The organism is Consotaella aegiceratis, assembly GCF_036541425.1.
Classification (GTDB): Bacteria; Pseudomonadota; Alphaproteobacteria; order Rhizobiales; family Rhizobiaceae; genus Consotaella; species Consotaella aegiceratis.
This window is the reverse complement of sequence record NZ_JAZHFT010000007.1, coordinates 54,802-70,926: the sequence shown is the minus strand read 5'-3', so window position 1 is coordinate 70,926 and position 16,125 is coordinate 54,802. Positions and strand designations below refer to the sequence as shown.

The following is a 16,125-nucleotide window of genomic DNA, read 5'->3' as shown; positions in this document are numbered from 1 at the left end:
GCCCGATAGGCATCCCGGCTTTTCCTGTCAGTGGGGCCGAGGACAGCTCACCCCATCTGGGACTTCACGAAATCCTTGACGATTGCGACGATGCCGCGCGACAGCAAGTCGTCGAGCGCGTCGCAGAAGGTATCGACGTGCTCGTCCTGGCAGATCAACGGCGGCTCCAGGCGGATGACGTTGCGGTTGTACTCGGTGAAGGCAACCAGGATGTCGTAGTCGCGCAGCAGCAGCGCCCCGATGAAGCCGGACAGGGAGCCCTTCAGCTTGTCGTCGAGGACGGCGATCATCGGCCGCAGAGCCAACGGCAGTGTGCGCGAGAAATCCTGAAACTCCAGACCAACGAATAGGCCCCGACCGCGCACCTCCTTGATAATCGTCGGATATTTCGCCCGAAGCGTCTCGAGCCGCTCCTTCAGATAGGCACCGACCATCGCGCTGTTGCCGATCAGGTCCTCGTCGTAGAGCGTCTCCAGCGCCTCGAGAGCCGTTGCGGACGCCTCGCCGATGCCGCCGAACGTGGCATGCGCGTGGATCATCGCGGTCTTCGACGTGCCGTAGGCCTTCATGTAGACCTCGCGCCGGGCGATCATCGCCCCGATCGCCGCCTTGCCGCCGCCGAACGACTTGGCGAGCGCGGTCACGTCCGGCACCACGCCGTAGTGCTCGAAGGCATAGAAGCGGCCGGTCCGGCCGTAGCCGCACTGCACCTCGTCGGCCACCCAAAGCACCTTGTGCTTGTCGCAGACCGCGCGCACGCCCTGCCAGTACTCGGCCGGCGCCTCGACGATGCCGGCTCCCCCCTGGACCGTCTCCAGCACCACGACGCCGATGTCCGGATCGCTTTCGATGGCTCGGGTGAGCGCCTTCAGATCGCCAAACGGCACCTTGACAGTGTTGTCGACCAGCTTGAACTCGCCCCGGTAAAGCGGCGAATCCGTGAGCGAAAGCACGCCCTTGGTCTTGCCGTGAAAGGAGTTCTCGGCATGCAGGATCTTGCAGTTCCTGCGCCCCGAGGCTCGTTCGGCGACCTTGATCGCGGCTTCCATCGCCTCCGAGCCCGTCGAGCCCAGGAACACCATGTCGAGATCGCCGGGCGAGACGGTGGCGAGGTTCTTGGCCAGCGCCGCCGCATATTGCGACAGGAAGGCGATGGCGATCTCGTGGCGTTGCTCGTCCTGGAAGCGCTTGCGCGCCTCAATGATACGCGGATGGTTGTGGCCGAAGGCCAGCGAGCCGAAGCCGCCGAAGAAATCGAGGATCTTCCGGCCGTTCTGGTCGAAATAGTACATGCCCTCGGCGCGTTCGACCTTCACCTTGTGAAAGCCGAGCAGCTTCATGAAATGAAACTGGCCGGGGTTGATATGATCCTTGAACAGGTTGGCCATCGTGGCGACGTCCATCGCCTTGGCCTCCTCCAGGCTGATCAGCTTGGGCTTCGGCGGCCCCTGATGCAGCGGCTCGGCCAGCGGCGGAGCGACGACGGTCGGACGATCGAGCATCCCAATTCTCCTTGTTTGGCCAGCTATTCGGCCGGGGCCGGATGGGCCGCGGCCGACGACAGCCGGCCCGCGAGCTTGGCGCGATATTCGCGATAGGCGGCGATCAGCATGTCCTCGTCGCGGTACCGCGGCACCCAGCCGAGATCGCGCTCGCCCTTGCCGACGTCGAGCACGCACTCTTCGTCGGCGATGAGATACTGCTCGGGATCCATCAGCGGCATGTTGACGAGATCCAGGGTATCCAGCGTCCGCTTCACCGCCCAGGCGGGCGTCGGCAGCAGGAAGGATTTCGACCCTGCATCCTTGATCAGGTCGCCCAGGAGCTTCCGGACCGGCGGCGGATTGAGCGAACCCAGATTGTAGGCCTCGTTGGGCACGCCCGCCTTCCAGGCGAGACGGGCCGCCTCGGCACAATCGAAAACAGAGATGAACTGATAGGGGTTCTTCCCCGAGCCGATCATCGGGACAGGAAGGTTTCGATCGATCAGCTTGAACAGTTTTTCGAGAATGCCGAGCCGGCCCGGCCCGATGATGAGGCGCGGCCGGAACAGCGAGATCCGCATGCCGCGGTCGCGCCAGACCTGAGCCAGTTCCTCCGTCCGGAGCTTGGACAGACCGTATTCGCCGAGCGGCGCGACGGGATGATCCTCGGTCATCGGAGTGACGACCGTGTGGCCATAGATCATGTCGGTGGTAAAGTGCACGAGCCGCCCGGCGCCGGCCTTTTCCATCGCCAGGATGATGTGCTCGGTGCCGTGGTAGTTCACCGGCCAGAAGAAGTCGTGGCGCTTGGCGCGTGGCATGATCGGCGACAGCATCTTGGCCGACAGGTTGTAGACCATGTCGTCGGCCGCGATCGGCACCGCGTCGACCGCGGCCTGATCGGTGACGTCGGTCGCGATGTGGCGGCACTGGGCGTAGTGCGGCAGCGGGCTCTTGGCGATGTCGGCGACGATCACCTCCTCGCCGTCCTCGACCAGCTTCTGAGCGAGATGGCGGCCGACGAAACCGTCGCCGCCGAACAGGATGTGTTTCATCGGGAAACCTCGTGCGCGGAATCGGGGGTAAGGGCGGCGACGTCGCCGTCCTCGTGGATGCGGCTGCCGCCCTGGGCAATGAAGATCGTGCCGATGCAGATCAGCGCGATGCCGGCGATCCGCGAGGCGTTGAGGTCCTCGCGGAAGACGAAATAGGCGATCACCGCGACGACCACATAAGCGAGCGACAGAAAGGGATAGGCAAAGGACAGCTCGACCTTCGACAGCACGAAGAGATGCGACGCCATCGAGATGACGAAGGTGCAGAGCCCCAGGAAGACGAACGGGCTGAACACGATCTGCAGGATCTTGAGCACCGGGTTCACGCCCGCAAACGACAGCGGGCCGAGCTGCATCATGCCGTATTTCAGCATGACCTGGGCCGCCGCGTTGGTGAACACGGTGAAGAGAATGAAGGGTATGTACTTCGCCATGCTATTCGCACCTTCCCGGTGACCGGCACCCCCGCGACCATTGGCGGAATGCCACTAGGATTTTCTCGACGAGGCCGCTCGCGAAGCGGTCCCACAATCGCAGTCCGCGACGGCCGGGCGACCCGGCCGGACCGCGTCCGTTGCGTTTATTCCGCCGCGATCCGGGCGGCTGCGGGCGCCGGCAATGCCAGTGCGGTGCGGCGCCAGAAGTCGGAGACCATCGCCGGATCGCGATACCGCTCCAGTTCGCCCCAATTGGCGAAGGAGGCTTCAAAGACATCCGGAGCCATATGGGCGTCCTTGTAGGGGTTCAGCGCGCCGCCGGCGGCCACGACCAGCCGATCCAGCTCCGCGAGCAGCTTGAGCGTCGCCTCGCCGCGGTGCGGAAAATCGAGCGTCAGCGTGTAACCGGGGCGAGGAAAGCTGAGGATGCCGGGGCTCGGCACGGCGCCGAAGCGCTTCAGCACCGTGAGGAACGAGCCCTGGCCATGCGCCTGCGCGCATTCGATGAGCGCGCGCACGGCCTCGCGTGCCACGTCGTCGGGCACGACGCTCTGATGCTGGTGCATGCCACGCGGCCCGTAGAGCCGGTTCCAACGCCCGACGCGGTCGAGCGGATAGAAGAACGGCTCGAAGCGGCTGCGGCGACGGCTGGATCCGTTCGGCATCTTGCGGAAAAACGCCTCGTTGAACGCCTTGAGCGAAAGGCCGGAGAGCGGGCTGATCGGGGGCGTGAACGGCACGCTGAAAAGCGGCCGGCCCGCCCGCCCCTTCAGGTCCCCCTCCTCGGCATGGTCGCCCATGATCAGATGGCCGCGACCCAGCGATCGGCCGGTTGCAAGAGAGTCGATCCAGGCGACGGAATATTCGTGGGCGTCGTCAGCCTCGGCCGCCGCGTCGAAATAGTCGTCCAGACGGTCGAAGCGAAGCGTCGTCTGGTCGATGGTCAGCGACGGCACCTTGAGGAGTTGGATCTCCGCCCAGCGGATCACCCCGGTCAACCCCATGCCGCCAATCGTCGCGGCGAAAAGGTCGGCATTGGCGTCCGCCGAGCAGACCAGCCGTCCCCGATCGGAGCGCTCGAGCTCGAAGGCCCTGACCCAGCGCCCGAACGTGCCGCGGCGGTGATGGTTCTTGCCGTGCACGTCGTTGGCGATGGCGCCTCCGACGGTGACGAACTGGGTGCCGGGCGTGGCGGGTAGGAACCAGCCGCTCGGCGCCGCCATCCGGATGATTTCGGGCAGCAGGACGCCGGCTTCGACGATGATCACGCCGCGTTCGGAATCAAAGGCCAGGATGCGGTCGGCGCCGCGGCAATCGATCAGTTCGCCGGCCCGGTTCTGGCAGCTGTCGCCATAGGAACGGCCGTTGCCGAAGGGCAGCAGCCCTCCCTCGCCGATCTGGCGGAACGGCGCCTCGTCCAGGGGCCGGGCGTGCACGGGATCGCGGTCGAGGCGTCCCCAGCTTTCGTAGCGAGCGTCAGACATAGGAGGCCGTCAGGAACATGATGGCGCCGAGCCCGATCATGATCTGGCTGCGCCAGTCATGCATGATGAAGACCACCGGGTCGTCGTGCATCTGGTTGCGCCGGGCGAGGACCCAGATCCTCACGATGATATAGAGAACCAGCGGACAGAGCGGCCAGATGAGCCAAGGCACATCGTAGAGATGCCGCACGTCGGAGCTGTCGATATAAAGGGCGAGAACGAGCACGGAGGCGAAGCCCGAGGCCATGCCGGCCTGGCTGAGCGTCTCCAGGTCGACGTCGACATAGCCGCGCCCGGTCTTGGAGCGCTCCGCGCCGCCGCCGAAATCCACGATCTCGGTGTAGCGCTTGACCAGCGCCAGCGAGAGAAAGAAAAAGATCGAAAAGGCGATCAGCCAGAACGAGATGCCGACGTCCGCAGCCGCCGCGCCGCCGACGATGCGCACCGTATAGAGCCCGGCCAGCACCAGCGTGTCGATCAACAGCATCCGCTTGATGAACAGCGAATAGCCGGAGGTCATCACCAAATAGGCCATCAGGATCAGGCGATAGTCGGGCGGCAGGAAGGCCGAGATCGCAAAGGCCGCCACGAATAGCCCGGCCGCGAGCTTGAGCCCCGCCGGAATGGGCAGCGTGCCGCTGGCGAATGGGCGCCGGCACTTGGTCTTGTGGCGCCGGTCCGACTCCAGATCGAGAAGATCGTTGCAGATGTAGACCGAGGACGCCGCGAACGAAAAGCTGAAAAAGGCCAGCAGACCAGCGATCAGCATGGGAAAGTCGAGGAAGTCGTGGCTGAGCGTCAGCGGCACGAAAACCAGGACGTTCTTCGCCCATTGGTGCGGCCGCATCGCATGCAGCGCGGCCCGTGCGCGGCTGCCGTCGTCATTCAGCCGCCGTGCCCCGGTCTGGCGTTGCCAATGTCCCGCATGGCGATCCGGCGCCACCACGGTCGGCTCGGCCGACGCCTCCAGAAGGCAGAGATCCTCACGCGAATTGCCGACATAGTCGAAGCCGTGGGCATCGGCCTCGGCCTCGATGCGCTGAAGCTTGCGATCGGCCGTCAGATTGATCGTGTCGCTGCTCGCCATCACGTCGTCGAAGATGCCGAGATGATCGGCGACCGCCTGAGCGAGCCGCTCGTTGGCGCCGGTGGCCAGGACGATCCGCCGACCGTCTGCGCGCGCCGACGCCAGTTCCGCGACGAGCTCTTCGCGATAAGGCAGAAGCTCGGCCTTAAAGTCGATGCGCTTGGCGAGTTCGGCCTTGAGCCGTGCCTTGCCGGCGGCCATCCAGAACGGAACGCGCCACAGCGTCAGCGGATGCTGGCGCGCCAGCATGGCCAAGGATTCCCATAGTAGATCGGTCTTGATCAGCGTTCCGTCGAGATCGACATAGATCGGTCGAACTTTCTGGATGACTCTGGCGTCCATTCCACCCTGTCCTCTCTTCAGCTCTTCGTCGAGGAGCTGATGTCGCGACGAGGACACCTTGGTCTTGCCGGCGTTGCCAGGGAATGAACAGAGTGGCGTAAAGGAAGTTTGGTGGGCTGATCTTTTCGGCTAGGGTGAATTCAGCGTTACGATCTTTATGACGACTTGAATCTATTTCCGGTCCGAAACGGTCTTTGTGCTCACGCGCCTCATCGATTGGATCCGACGTCACTCCGGCCGGGCGAAACCGAGCAGCCCGCAGAGTGAAAGGCTGCCCGTGCTTTTTTGCAAGAGTTAATCCAGATCAAGGGGATGCGCGACGCGTTGGCTATAGTCACGGGTATGTGGAAGGAAATATCCAGCGCCCTGTTCGACCGCGATCTGCAGTTGGCCGTCATCGAGGACGACGATCCGCATCCGCTCGTCTTCCCGTGCCGGCGCACGATCGAAGGCTGGATCAACGCCAAGACGGGCCGCCTCGTCAACGTGAACCCGACGCACTGGCGGGAATGGAAAGCCGCGTCCTGAGAGACCAGCTCACACGGTCGCATTCCTCATCCTCCTCATCCCAACCTATGCCGTGTCGCGCCGATCCGACGATCGGCGTTGGAGAAGGCATGGGCCCGATGGGGCGCTGTCCCCGGCGTATGACGCCTGGGCGCGCCGCGTTGTCGGCCAGCCGCAGCCCGCCGCGAGCGCTCGCCCTCTCCCGGTTTCCGGTGCCGATACGAAGCATCACAGAAAATGCACAGACTCCGCCGATACGGTGGTGGACAGGCGGGAACAGGCTGGTTATATAGCCGCCGTCAACGCGAACAGCGTTGCGGCGCAGGTCGCCGGTTTGGGTGATTAGCTCAGTTGGTAGAGCAGCTGACTCTTAATCAGCGGGTCACAGGTTCGAGCCCTGTATCACCCACCACTTTCTCCGCAAAACGCGCGGTACGGCTGGCAGAACGCTCTCGCGACGGGCGAGAAACCATTCTCGCGCCTAAGTCACGCTAAGTGTGCGATCGACGGCCTCGGGCTCAGCGTCAAATCAAATCATCGACGTCGACCTTGAGCACTTCGGCCAAAGCGCGCAGCGTCCGCATGCTGCCTTCGCGCCGACCGCTCTCGAGCTGCGACAGATAAGCTTTGGCGATGCCGATGCGCTCGGCGAGTTGGGTGGCAGTCATGCCGCGAAATTCTCGCCACACGCGGATCGGGTTCTCCCCGTCGAGGAGGCGGTGGGCAAACTCAGCCGGTATCATCTCGTCCTCGCCGCTCGCCAAGCGACGCTTGGCATCGTCATAAGCGGCGATGTCGTCGGCCATCTCGGCCTTTTCCACCAGACGCCGAAATTCGGCCTCTGGCAGCACGGCCAGACGGACACCGTCCTTCTCGATGAAATCAACCTGCACGACCGTGCTCCTGTCACTCGTAGATGCTGCCCCGAGGTCCGACCTCACGAATATCGATGACGCAGTCGTCTTCGTCGAAGATCACCCGCCAGTCTCCGACCCGCAGCCGCTTGCCCGGCCTGCCTGCCAACAGTTTGACGTTGTTGCGAAGGCTTTTTGGGTCTTCCGCATATTGCTCGATCTTCTGGCGGATTGTTTGAGCCGTATTCCGTGGCATGCGCCGCAATACCTTCAGCGCCTGCTTCTGATATTGAACGGCTTTCATACCCATGATGTTAGCTACCAGCTAACCCTTGTCAATACCGCATCGTGCTGGAGACGCATCGGATCATCGCATTCAGCGTCGCCTTTGCCCTCTGCCCCAGCCCCATCGATGACAAGACGGTTAAAACCGTCTTGCCGCCATCCGTGTCCGACTCTATCTCCCGAAAAATGACGCTCAGCGCACGCCCACTTCATACTATCGGCGGCCTCCGGGAGGCTCGATCCACCATGCACGGGCTCTGCCTTGAGTGCCGGGCAGCGTTCGACGTCGATCTCGAGCAGGTTCAACAGTCGGTGGGGCCGGACTTCGTCTGGATCGGCCACCCCAAGCCCAAACTTCCCATTCGCTGCCCGCGCTGCGACAGCCAGAAGGTCGACACCTGGCTCTATCTCGACACTCGCCACCCGATCCCGTCTGTCAGACCCTTGAGCCCTGAACTCTCGGTGACGTCCGACGCCTCGGACCAGTGACTTGCCTCGGCGGTCCACAACGGGAGTCTGAAATCGACCTACGAGGTCGTGGACCGCGGTCATCGACGGTCCCTCTGGAATTGCCGGCGACGGTCCTGTTCTCTTGTACGCGACCGCTCTTCGATCGATGATCGCTTGGCGATAGATCTGCCGCGGGGAGCACAGATACGATGCAGCGATGCCTCATGCTGGATGTCGACGGCGTCCTCGTCAACGGGCGGCCCGCCGATGGCCTGTTCTGGGCGACCGACATCGGGTCGGATCTCGGCATCAGTCGCGACGCCTTGCACGCAGTACTCTTCGAGCCGCACTGGAACGAGATCGTGACCGGCCGCAAACAGCTATGGAGCGTGATTGAAACCGCACTCGCTGGTCTGGCGCCATCCTTGAAACCGCAAGATTTCATCGACTACTGGTTCGCAATGGACGCACGTCTCGACGAGGCTGCCCTCGCCGATTGCAGCGACCTTCGACGGCGCGGAATTCGCATCGTTCTGGCGACCAACCAGGACCATCTGCGGGCCGCTCATCTGATGAATGATCTCGGTCTGCGCCACCACGTGGATGGGATCGTCTACTCCGCTCAAATCGGAGCGCGAAAGCCGGAGCGCGCCTTCTTCGAAGCGGCCGCATGCCAAAGCGGCCACCGGCCGGAATCGCTGGTTCTCGTCGACGATACCCGAGCAAATGTCGAAGCCGCCCTGGAGGCGGGGTGGGGCGCAGTCCTCTGGACCAGAGAGAAGAGACTGCGAGACCTGGTTTAGGCCTCCCGCGCTGGCGAACGATCCAGGCGTGCGGACTTGAGACGCGCGTCCCTCGTTAACCGAACGTCAGCTGGTCCCGTCCCGAGGCCTTGGCCCTGTAGAGGCTCCGATCAGCGCGGCGATACAGATCGAGGAAGGACCGATCCGAGGGGCCGAAGCTCGTCACCCCGACGCTCAAGGTCAGGCAGTCCGTGCCCAAGATATCGCTCGAGGCCCGGCGTGCCGCTTCGCGGATGCGCTCTCCCGCGAGCTTCGCCGTCGCTCCGTCGACGTCTGGAAGAACCACACAGAACTCGTCGCCGCCGAGCCGGACGCCCCGGTCGCTGTCGCGTATGCACGCCCGGATCGCATCGGCGACGACGATCAGCGCACGATCGCCGACTTCGTGGCCGTGGACGTCATTGAGGGCCTTGAAGTTGTCGACATCGATCAGAAGCATCGACAGCTTGCCATCCTTGCGACGGGCGTTGTTCACCTCCTGATTGCCCGATGCGCTCAGCCAGCGTCGGTTCGCCAGGCCGGTGAGCGGGTCAGTGGCCGCCTGGGTTTCGAGCTCGCCCAGGCAATTGTCGAGGTCGACCACGACCGTCTGCACGCGTGCCATCAAGCGGCCGGCCGCATCGCCATAGGAGGACGGCAGATTTGGGAGTTCGCGCTCCGCCGCGTAGCGGTCGAGCGCCCCGGTCGTTGCCATCATCTGGCTCACCGCATAGATCGTCAGCCCGGTACCGAAAAGGGTCGCGACGAGCGCAACCCCAAGAGTGGGCAGTTGATCACTGAAATCGCCGCGCGACAAAGCCCAGACGCAAAGAACGATCAAAGGCACATGGGTCCCGACGAAGCAGATTGCGAGCAACTTGCCGACATAGGAGCGAGGCCATGCCAAGCCTTGCATAAACGCATACAAACGCACTCGAATCTCCCTGCGGCATCACGGGCATATGCAGCATCGCGAGCATATATGGCACGGGCCGGCTGCACGTCGACATATCGAAAGCGCCGATCCGTCAGCCCGGCTTACCGGCCGTGTATGTCGAGGGTCAGTCTTTAATGATTCGTCGCGGGCTCGGGAAACCGTTTTTCGAAGGCCACCGTTCGCGTCCGGAACCACGCCGTCGGGATGCCGCTCGGCGAGCGAGACCGGCCCTAATTCTTATCCTCGGGCAAGGGCGGCAAGGGGACGGCTTCGATGCCCTCCTCCGACAGGCTCTTGACCTCAGAAGGCGAGGCCTCCCCGTAGATCTGCCGCGCATCGATCTCGCCGTAGTGGATCTTGCGCGCTTCCTCGGCGAATTTCGGCCCGACATAGTCTGCGTTGGCGCGCACGTGCCGGGCGATCTCCTGAAGCTTCGCGTAGGCCTTGGCGGCCTCGGCGTTCATCACCTCGGAGCGGGCCGCCGCCTTGCGCGAGGTCGAGACAGCCGGCTTCATCAGGGCCTTTTCCACCGCGGTCGCGCCGCAGATCGGACAGGTGACGAGACCTCGGGCGGCCTGCGTCTCGTAGTCCTCGCTCGAGCGGAACCAACCGTCGAAGCCGTGCCCCGCCGGCGTGCAACGAAGATCGAAGCGGATCATGACGCGGCCCCGCCCGGCTGGCCTGCGAATTGCAACTCGAAGGGTCGCGCATTGGCCAGATTGGGGATTTTCGCCCGCGCCGCGCCGACGGCGTCGGTGTCGATGACGGCGAGCGCAATGCCCGGCTCGTCGCCGTCCACCTCGGCAAGAACGCGCCCCCAGGGATCCACGATGAGCGAATGACCGTAGGTCTCGCGCCCGTCGTCATGCCGGCCGCCCTGAGCGGCCGCGATGACGAAAGCGCCGTTCTCGATGGCCCGCGCCCGCAGCAACACGTGCCAATGCGCCTCGCCGGTCTGCCGCGTGAACGCCGCCGGCACACTCAGGATCTCGGCGCCGGCGAGCGCCTGGCGCTGGAAGAGAAGCGGAAAGCGCAGGTCGTAGCAGACGGCCAGGCCAAGCCGCGCCGTCTCGCTGCCGAAGTGGAGATCGACGAGCCGCGCCGTCTCGCCGGGCCGGTAGGTGCGCGACTCGCGCCAGCTCTCGCCATTGTCCAGGTCGACGTCGAACATGTGGATCTTGTCGTAGCTGGCGAGCCGACGCCCATCCGGCGCGAAGACGAAGGAGCGGTTGGCGACCTTGCCGTCGCCCGCCGGCACCGCGACGGACCCGAGATGAATGTGAACGCCGAGCTCCTGCCCAAGCCTGGCGGCGGTCGTCACCACCGGATCCTCGCGTTCCGGCCTGAGGCGGTCCATCAGCGCGGCGCGGTCGCGCTGCAGCATGCCGGTCATTTCCGGACTCTGCAGATAGGTCGCGCCCTGCCCTGCCGCCTCGCGTGCCAAGTCCTCGAACATCCGGGCATTGTCGGTCGGCTCGAGGCCCGAGCGCATCTGCAGAACGGCGGCGGTGAAGGTCGTCATGAGCGCATTATACGGCGATCGGTGCCAATGTCAGGCTGCAAGGAGCGGGTCCAGACCGCCGGAGCGGTCCAGCGCGTAGAGATCGTCGCAGCCGCCCACATGGGTTTCGCCGACGAAGATCTGCGGAAAGGTCGAGCGGCCGTTGGCGCGCTGGATCATCTCCTGGCGCAGCTCCGGCGCCGAACCGGCGCTCTTCTCGTCGTAGTCCACGCCCTTCTGATCGAGCAGATGCTTCGCCCTGACGCAGTAGCCGCACCCCGGTCGGGTATAGATCGTGACCTTCGCCATCCAGAACCTCTTTCGTGAAAAGCCTGGATCATATGGCTTCAGATCGCGCCCGCCGCAACCCTGGCAAAGGTCAGCACGTCGACGTCGCGGGCTCCGGCGCGCTGCAGGGCACGCGTGGCGCTCGCCGCGGTTGCGCCGGTCGTGTAGACGTCGTCGACCAGGAGCACGCGCTGGCCCTCGATCTCCCAGCGTCTCTCGTCCTTCACCCGGAAGGCGCCGCGCACGTTGTCGTGACGCTCCTTGGGTCCCAACCCGACTTGGCTCTTGGTCGCCTTCACGCGCACCAGCGCCAAGGGCGCCATCTTCAGGTTCGATCGTCGCGAGAGATGACGACCCAGTTCGGCCGATTGGTTGAAGCGACGCCGCCACAGCCGGCCCGTGTGCAGCGGCACGGGCACCACGACGTCGACCTCCTCCAGCAGCTCCGCGCCGGCGCGCGCCATCCAGGCGGCCATCATCGGCGCGAGATCCGCCCGGTCGCCGTATTTCAGGGCGCTGACCAGCCGAGCCGCCAGATCCTCGTAAAGGACGGCGGCGCGCAGCCGCGCGAAGGGAGGCGGATCGGCGATCGCTTCCGCCGAGAGGAAGCCGCGGCCGAGATCGTAGCTGAAGGGAAGGCCCAGCACCTCGCAATAGGGCCGCTCGATGAAGCGCAGCCGCTTCCAGCAGGCCGGGCACACCGCGCCGGCCCGCACCGTCGCCGATTGACAACCTGGACAGATCGGTGGGAACAGCAGTCGCGACAACGGCCCGCCGAGCACACTGCTCCCCCGCTTCCAGAACGCCATGGCAGCATCCCTCCGATCCCAGAGCGCCTTGACGATACTCCGTTTACCATCAGCTACAAGCGGCAAGTGACCGGGGCGAGCCGGAACGAGGAGCATGAATGAGCGAGCATCTGTTCGACAGGCGACTGCTCGACCGGCGGCGCGTCGCCGCGGCGCGGCGGCCGGACGCCCGGCAGGCGCGGTTTTTGCTGGATACCGTCTGCGACGAACTCGTCGACCGCCTGTCGTTGGTCGACCGACGCTTCGAGACGGCGGTCGAGCTGGGCGGCCATACCGGCGAACTCGCCCATCGGCTGGCCGCCGGATCGCAGGTCGCGGAGGTGATCCGGGTCGAGCGCGATCCCGCGTTGCTGGCCGGCACGATCCGTGCGGTGGTGGGCGACGAGGAAGCCCTCCCCTTACGCGACAACGCCGTCGACCTCGTGCTCTCGCCGCTCGCCTTGCACCTCACCAACGACACGCCGGGCGCGATGATCCAGATCCGGCGCGCGCTGCGGCCCGACGGCCTGTTTCTGGCCGCCCTGCTCGGCGGCGCTACGCTGGCCGAGTTGCGGGCGTCGCTGCTCCAGGCGGAAACCGAGCTCTCCGGCGGCGTATCGCCGCGCGTCGCGCCCTTCGTCGATATCCGCGATGCCGGCGCGCTGCTGCAACGCGCCGGATTTGCCCTGCCCGTGGTCGACCAGGACCAGCTCACCGTCCGCTATGCGACCCTGTTCCACCTGATGGCCGACCTGAGGGCCATGGGCATGGCCAACATGCTGGTCGAACGACGCAGGGCGCCGACGCCGCGCGGCCTGTTCTTCCGCGCCGCCGAAATCTACCAGGAGCGCTTTGCCGACCCGGACGGGCGGCTGCGGGCGACCTTCGAGATCGTCTACCTGTCGGGCTGGAAGCCGCACGAAAGCCAGCAGAAGCCGCTTCGGCCAGGCAGTGCCAAGGTCAGCCTCGCCTCGGCCCTGAAAGACCGGTCGGACGAGTTGGGCTAACGCCGGCGGCCCCCTCGGCGGCAGAGGATGATTGCCGGCGGCACGGCTTGAGGGATGAGCGAGCGCAAGACGACCTCCGATCGCTCGCCAAAATCGGCCAAATGGCGCCCAGTCTGCCATCCAAATGCCGTTCGGACCGCTGCTGAAAGCAGTCGTTCACTTACGGCGCGAAGACAAGATCGCGTTTCGGACGGCTTGGCAAAAGACCCTTAGGAAATTCGCATCGGACGCCAGCTGGCGGCGCAGCGATCGCGGAATCTCAAGCTGCACTCCCTCGCCTGAAAGCGTGCGGTTGCAGATGTTTGTACGGTTGTGTCCGGGCAGCTTTTTGTTGGGCTTGGCCTCGAAACCGGCGGCGTGCGGTGAATTGCCGATCGCATCGCATAGGGCGGTGGCCCTACCACCCAACCAGACCGCTTCCCTCCCATCGTCCTGCCGGCCATGGATTGCGACTGCGGTCGCGCATTTGCCGACAATGTCGATAGCATTGGGTTCGTCGAAGCGGTGAGAGCTTATGTGGAAGTCGCTGTGAGCGCCGTTATTCAGCACCTCAAAGGTGTAGAACAAGAGGTCTGTTTTCGCGATCGCCTCGGCGATCTCCGACGTGTTCGGCTCGATCCATCCGCCGTGCGGCGCAATAATCACACACGCCGTGCTGCGGTCCGCGAAGCGAATGCGATAGTCGATTCCTAGCCGCGCGTTGTTGGCTAGATCGTCAAAGGAGCGGTAGCGGTCGACCATAGAGCTCTCGTTCCGCATTTGTGGCCGGGCAGCGCCCATTTGGGACGCTCAAAATTTTGAGCGTAGACGTCCGAATGCAGACATTTCAATTGTCATGAACGCCAAAAAAAAAATTAGCCGATTAACAACAAGGGAAACGCGGAAAGATGTCACGGATATTTTTCTTGCTCCTATGCGCTCTGGCCGGCGTGTTGACAGCGAGTTGGCAATCCCAGGCCGCAGAAGATCAAGTTTGGCAACCGTCGACGGGTGCCCGGCAAATTCCAATCTGGCCGCACGGCGCGCTAGACATGCAGGGAATTTCTCTGCCGCCCGAAAGTCTGAAGCCCGGAACCCAGACGGTTCTCAACGTCTCCAATCCGACGATGACGATCTATCCGCCAAAGGGCGAGAACACCGGCGTTACGCTCGTGGTTTTTCCCGGCGGCGGGTTTCGTGCCCTGCCGATGGACTTGGAAGGCACCGAGATCTGCGATTGGATAACCGCAAATGGCATGACCTGCGTGCTTCTCAAATATCGGGTGCCGGGAAGTGATGACTATTGGGACACGAAATGCCATTGCCGGGTAATCCCGAAGATCCGCAGGGCCCTTCAGGATGCTCAACGCACGATCCGACTTGTCAGAGCACGGTCGCAGGCCCTGAATGTTGATCCGCACAAGATTGGCGTGATCGGGTTTTCCGCTGGCGGATTTTTGGTGGCGGAAGCAAGCAATATCCTAAAGACCAACTATTCACCCGTAGACGAGGTGGACACGCTAAGCAGCCGGCCTGACTTCGCGATCGCCGCCTTCCCGGGGCACATGTGTTTCGACTCTGGCCAGCCGCGGCGAACGAATTTCGAGGTGACCAAGGACGCGCCGCCGACATTTCTCGTTCACGCGCGCGACGACGACGTCGACAATGTGTGCAATAGTTTGGTCTACGCGGAAAGGCTCAAGAAAGCAGGCGTGACAACCGAACTGCACATCTTCGACAAGGGCGGTCACGCGTTCGCGTTGCGAAAGCCGGATCTGCCGATCGGGCAATGGCCCAACTTGGTGATCGCCTGGCTGAAAAAAATGGGCATGTTGTCATAGTGCAGCTGCTGATTTCGATGTGGGAACGCCGCAATTGATTGAAACGACCACACTCAGGTCCGCCATCCAAAGCGCTGCCCTCTTCTTGCGCCCCTCTCAATGGAAAGCAGCCGCCAAACAAATGTCCGTTTTCGAATTGCGGATAGACCCTCCAGAAGGGCATAGATCGCTTGCGGGTTGGCAACTTTCCGCCAGCTGATGCTGTGGAGCTGACAGTCTCCTCCGGCCCATCTCAGTCCTAAGCCGGAGATCGACCCGCGCGCGCTCGTTGGCGTCCATGACAGATCACGGAGCGCCTTCAGTAGGGCAATGCCCGTCATTGGGTGGACAAGCCTGCGGCCAGCCGCGATCGTCGGCCGATCAATGCGACTTAGCTGAAGCGACCGCAAAGACGCCGGGGCGTGACGGGTCGGCCGAAGGGTCGGCCATCTCTTGGGCGCCGATGGCGACGATGCCGAGAAGACCGCCCAGCAGCGCGTATTCGATCATCGTGGCGCCGCAGCCGTTGGCGGCGAAGGCGGCGATTTCGCGAGGCCAGAAGAGCGTGCGAGGTTTCGACCAGGTCATTCCCAGCACTCCCCCTTCCGCCTTCCGTCGGGAAACAGCAGGCACGGGCCTGCGCCGGGCGTCTGCAGCACGCTGCGCATGACCACGTAGGTGCTGTGACTGCCGCCGGGCTGCTTGACCGACCCGGTGATCACGGGGTCGAGGAACTCCGCGCCGTCGGCCATCCGGGTGCGAGCCTCGCGGTCGGCAGCGGGAGCGAGAATGAGGGACAGGGCGATGACGATCGACCCGAACAGCAGCGTGGCCCGCAAGAGCCCGGTGCTGGCGTCGGCCAGAACCCGAAGGCTGTTCGAGCCCGAATAGCCGGCGTTTCTATCGTTGCCCTCAAACACGTCCACGACACTCTCCGCCCGTGGTCTTGCGGTGTCGTCCAACCGCATGATCAACCTGAGGTCGAGCGTGCCTGAAAGGCGTGAATTTTGGCTTAAGCCGAGGATAACCGGCTGGCCG

Annotated in this window: 20 protein-coding genes and 1 tRNA gene; 6 read left to right on the top strand and 15 right to left on the bottom strand. The window is 64.1% G+C overall.

Annotated elements, in window-relative coordinates:
* Nucleotides 1-47: 47 nt before the first annotated feature.
* From SMD10_RS07220 to SMD10_RS07200, 5 genes are all read right to left on the bottom strand, one after another.
* Nucleotides 48-1,502 carry an aspartate aminotransferase family protein gene (locus SMD10_RS07220; RefSeq protein WP_331684996.1) on the bottom strand — a complete coding sequence of 485 codons (1,455 nt, stop codon included), beginning with the start codon at nucleotides 1,500-1,502 and terminating at the stop codon, nucleotides 48-50.
* Between the two features lie 23 nt (nucleotides 1,503-1,525).
* Nucleotides 1,526-2,539, bottom strand: coding sequence for an NAD-dependent epimerase/dehydratase family protein (locus tag SMD10_RS07215; protein ID WP_331684994.1), 1,014 nt, complete (start codon nucleotides 2,537-2,539; stop codon nucleotides 1,526-1,528).
* Nucleotides 2,536-2,973 (bottom strand): EamA family transporter, encoded by a 438-nt coding sequence (locus tag SMD10_RS07210; RefSeq protein WP_331684993.1) that lies wholly within the window; start codon nucleotides 2,971-2,973, stop codon nucleotides 2,536-2,538. The genes SMD10_RS07215 and SMD10_RS07210 overlap by 4 nt, the downstream gene beginning before the upstream one ends.
* 146 nt (nucleotides 2,974-3,119) lie before the next feature.
* A complete protein-coding gene (locus SMD10_RS07205; RefSeq protein ID WP_331684992.1) occupies nucleotides 3,120-4,460 on the bottom strand; it encodes an FAD-binding oxidoreductase in 1,341 nt (446 codons plus the stop codon).
* On the bottom strand, nucleotides 4,453-5,889 hold the full coding sequence (locus SMD10_RS07200; RefSeq protein ID WP_331684991.1) for a UbiA family prenyltransferase: 1,437 nt from the start codon (nucleotides 5,887-5,889) through the stop codon (nucleotides 4,453-4,455). The genes SMD10_RS07205 and SMD10_RS07200 overlap by 8 nt, the downstream gene beginning before the upstream one ends.
* 312 nt (nucleotides 5,890-6,201) lie before the next feature.
* Between SMD10_RS07200 and SMD10_RS07195 the strand changes: the two genes are divergently transcribed.
* The gene (locus SMD10_RS07195) at nucleotides 6,202-6,417 is read left to right on the top strand and encodes a hypothetical protein (protein ID WP_331684990.1); all 216 of its coding nucleotides are present in this window, start codon (nucleotides 6,202-6,204) and stop codon (nucleotides 6,415-6,417) included.
* 315 nt (nucleotides 6,418-6,732) lie between these two features.
* Nucleotides 6,733-6,808: transfer RNA gene (locus SMD10_RS07190), tRNA-Lys, on the top strand.
* 112 nt (nucleotides 6,809-6,920) lie between these two features.
* Here SMD10_RS07190 and SMD10_RS07185 read toward each other — a convergent pair.
* Both SMD10_RS07185 and SMD10_RS07180 read right to left on the bottom strand, forming a co-directional pair.
* Nucleotides 6,921-7,202, bottom strand: a complete 282-nt coding sequence (locus SMD10_RS07185; protein WP_331684989.1) for a helix-turn-helix domain-containing protein — start codon at nucleotides 7,200-7,202, stop codon at nucleotides 6,921-6,923.
* Between the two features lie 100 nt (nucleotides 7,203-7,302).
* Complete coding sequence (locus SMD10_RS07180) at nucleotides 7,303-7,560, bottom strand: type II toxin-antitoxin system RelE family toxin (protein WP_331684988.1); 258 nt, start codon at nucleotides 7,558-7,560, stop codon at nucleotides 7,303-7,305.
* 221 nt (nucleotides 7,561-7,781) lie between these two features.
* On the opposite strand from SMD10_RS07180, the gene SMD10_RS07175 reads away from it, so the two are divergent.
* Nucleotides 7,782-8,024: a hypothetical protein gene (locus tag SMD10_RS07175; RefSeq protein ID WP_331684987.1), complete on the top strand. Its 243-nt coding sequence runs from the start codon at nucleotides 7,782-7,784 to the stop codon at nucleotides 8,022-8,024.
* A 185-nt stretch (nucleotides 8,025-8,209) separates the two neighbouring features.
* Nucleotides 8,210-8,788 carry an HAD family hydrolase gene (locus SMD10_RS07170; protein ID WP_331684986.1) on the top strand — a complete coding sequence of 193 codons (579 nt, stop codon included), beginning with the start codon at nucleotides 8,210-8,212 and terminating at the stop codon, nucleotides 8,786-8,788.
* A gap of 55 nt (nucleotides 8,789-8,843) precedes the next feature.
* Here the strand turns inward: SMD10_RS07170 and SMD10_RS07165 are convergent, their stop codons facing one another.
* The 5 genes from SMD10_RS07165 to SMD10_RS07145 form a co-directional block, all read right to left on the bottom strand.
* Nucleotides 8,844-9,584 carry a GGDEF domain-containing protein gene (locus tag SMD10_RS07165; RefSeq protein WP_331684985.1) on the bottom strand — a complete coding sequence of 247 codons (741 nt, stop codon included), beginning with the start codon at nucleotides 9,582-9,584 and terminating at the stop codon, nucleotides 8,844-8,846.
* A 350-nt stretch (nucleotides 9,585-9,934) separates the two neighbouring features.
* A complete protein-coding gene (locus tag SMD10_RS07160) occupies nucleotides 9,935-10,363 on the bottom strand; it encodes a DUF1178 family protein (RefSeq protein WP_331684984.1) in 429 nt (142 codons plus the stop codon).
* Nucleotides 10,360-11,226: a carbon-nitrogen hydrolase family protein gene (locus SMD10_RS07155; protein ID WP_331684983.1), complete on the bottom strand. Its 867-nt coding sequence runs from the start codon at nucleotides 11,224-11,226 to the stop codon at nucleotides 10,360-10,362. Before SMD10_RS07155 ends, SMD10_RS07160 begins: the two co-directional genes overlap by 4 nt.
* A gap of 30 nt (nucleotides 11,227-11,256) precedes the next feature.
* Nucleotides 11,257-11,514 (bottom strand): glutaredoxin 3, encoded by a 258-nt coding sequence (grxC, locus tag SMD10_RS07150; RefSeq protein ID WP_331684982.1) that lies wholly within the window; start codon nucleotides 11,512-11,514, stop codon nucleotides 11,257-11,259.
* 38 nt (nucleotides 11,515-11,552) lie between these two features.
* On the bottom strand, nucleotides 11,553-12,302 hold the full coding sequence (locus tag SMD10_RS07145; protein ID WP_331684981.1) for a ComF family protein: 750 nt from the start codon (nucleotides 12,300-12,302) through the stop codon (nucleotides 11,553-11,555).
* 98 nt (nucleotides 12,303-12,400) lie between these two features.
* Between SMD10_RS07145 and SMD10_RS07140 the strand changes: the two genes are divergently transcribed.
* Complete coding sequence (locus SMD10_RS07140; protein WP_331684980.1) at nucleotides 12,401-13,288, top strand: class I SAM-dependent methyltransferase; 888 nt, start codon at nucleotides 12,401-12,403, stop codon at nucleotides 13,286-13,288.
* Between the two features lie 156 nt (nucleotides 13,289-13,444).
* Here SMD10_RS07140 and SMD10_RS07135 read toward each other — a convergent pair whose 3' ends face one another.
* Entirely contained in the window at nucleotides 13,445-14,029 is a 585-nt protein-coding gene (locus SMD10_RS07135) for a poly-gamma-glutamate hydrolase family protein (RefSeq protein WP_331684979.1), read from the bottom strand.
* Between the two features lie 290 nt (nucleotides 14,030-14,319).
* Here SMD10_RS07135 and SMD10_RS07130 point away from each other — a divergent pair, with 290 nt between their 5' ends.
* Nucleotides 14,320-15,108, top strand: coding sequence for an alpha/beta hydrolase (locus tag SMD10_RS07130; protein ID WP_331684978.1), 789 nt, complete (start codon nucleotides 14,320-14,322; stop codon nucleotides 15,106-15,108).
* Nucleotides 15,109-15,468: 360 nt separating this feature from the next.
* Here SMD10_RS07130 and SMD10_RS07125 read toward each other — a convergent pair whose 3' ends face one another.
* Both SMD10_RS07125 and SMD10_RS07120 read right to left on the bottom strand, forming a co-directional pair.
* Complete coding sequence (locus SMD10_RS07125) at nucleotides 15,469-15,675, bottom strand: Flp family type IVb pilin (protein WP_331684977.1); 207 nt, start codon at nucleotides 15,673-15,675, stop codon at nucleotides 15,469-15,471.
* Nucleotides 15,672-16,013 carry a hypothetical protein gene (locus SMD10_RS07120; protein ID WP_331684976.1) on the bottom strand — a complete coding sequence of 114 codons (342 nt, stop codon included), beginning with the start codon at nucleotides 16,011-16,013 and terminating at the stop codon, nucleotides 15,672-15,674. The genes SMD10_RS07125 and SMD10_RS07120 overlap by 4 nt, the downstream gene beginning before the upstream one ends.
* Between the last annotated feature and the right edge of the window lie 112 nt (nucleotides 16,014-16,125).